We start from the raw sequence: 1,325 nt of genomic DNA, 5'->3' as shown, positions 1-1,325 counted from the left end.
GCCCACGCTCAGCTACCGCTATTCTCATTTTTCAGGCGATGACCCCGGCACTTCGCGCTATGAACGCTGGGATCCGCTGCTCTCGGGCGGCAACGGCGAGCAGTGGGTGCAGGGCATCAATCATTTCAAGGTGGTGCAGATCGGCAATGTCAACGCGCACCGGGTTCAGCTACGCATGCGCCCCCATCAGAAGCTGGAGCTGGTAGCCCAGTACTGGCGGTTCAAGGCCGATTCCCTGCTCAACATCGGCGGCAACCCGGCTCTGTCCATGCTGGGCTCCAAGGACTATGGCCAGGAGCTGAATCTGACGGCCAAGGTGTTCTGGTCGCGCCATCTCTACATACACGGCCATATCGCTGTGACCGACCCCGGCCGGGCCGTGAGCCAGGCGTTGGGCACACCGGGCAAGAAATGGTGGAGCACCATGGTTTTCATGCGTTATGCCTACTGATGCCGACCACCCCATCCTCATCCCACTTTCCATCAACAAGCAAAGGAGATTCCATGACGGATATTGACCGCAGAGATCTGTTCAAGGGCATCAGCATGGCCAGCGCCATGGCCATCGCATCCGGTACTGTGTTTGCCCAATCTGTGCAGGGCGCAACCGGCAACCCTGGCAAGGGCCTGGGAACCGTGGATATCAAGCCCATCGATCCCGACTACTACATTCCCAATCGTTTCAAGGGCAAGACCATTGTCATCACCGGCTGCGCGCGCGGCATGGGGGCGCTGGCGGCAACCCGTATTGCCAGGGAAGGTGCCAATGTGGTGGGCGTGGACTGGATCAAGGACGAAGGTCAGGGCACCATAGACCGCATTGTCAAAGCTGGCGGCAAGGCGGTGTTCGTTCCCGGCGACATTGCCGAGAACAGCACCTGCGATGCCATGGTGCAGGCCGCTGTCCAGAATTTTGGCGGCCTGGATTACGCGCTCAACAATGCAGGTGTCATGGACGGCGTCTACTCGGGCGCGCCTATCGACTATGAAAAACAGAAGCATCTGCTGTTTGCTCCAGTCCATGAAGCAACGGACGAGTACTGGGACAATGTGATGCGCACCAATGCCACGGGCATGTTCAAGTCGCTGCGCGCCGAGCTGCGTCAGATGGTCAAGCAAAATCGTGGTGGTGCCATCGTCAACGTGGGCTCGGTCACCGGCCTGATCGGCTTTGGTGGTACACCGGCCTATGTGGCCAGCAAGCATGCGGTGACCGGTATCACCCGTTCGGCAGCGATCGACTATGCGGCCAACGGCATTCGCATCAACTCCGTGAACATGGCGCAGACGGCCACGCCCATGGTGGCGCGCGCGCTGGAGTTGGT

The 1,325-nt window shown here is 59.9% G+C and carries 2 protein-coding genes; both read left to right on the top strand.

Annotation, left to right across the window (positions count from 1 at the left end; all coding sequences use genetic code 11):
- A partial coding sequence (locus tag ACLBXN_RS24515; RefSeq protein WP_447613873.1) for an alginate export family protein occupies nt 1–451 on the top strand: 451 nt, incomplete at its 5' end.
- 53 nt (nt 452–504) lie between these two features.
- On the top strand, nt 505–1,325 hold an 821-nt coding region (locus ACLBXN_RS24510), incomplete at its 3' end, for an SDR family NAD(P)-dependent oxidoreductase (protein ID WP_447613872.1).

The organism is Comamonas sp. C24C (genome assembly GCF_053345995.1).
This window is presented reverse-complemented; position numbering and strand designations above follow the sequence as displayed.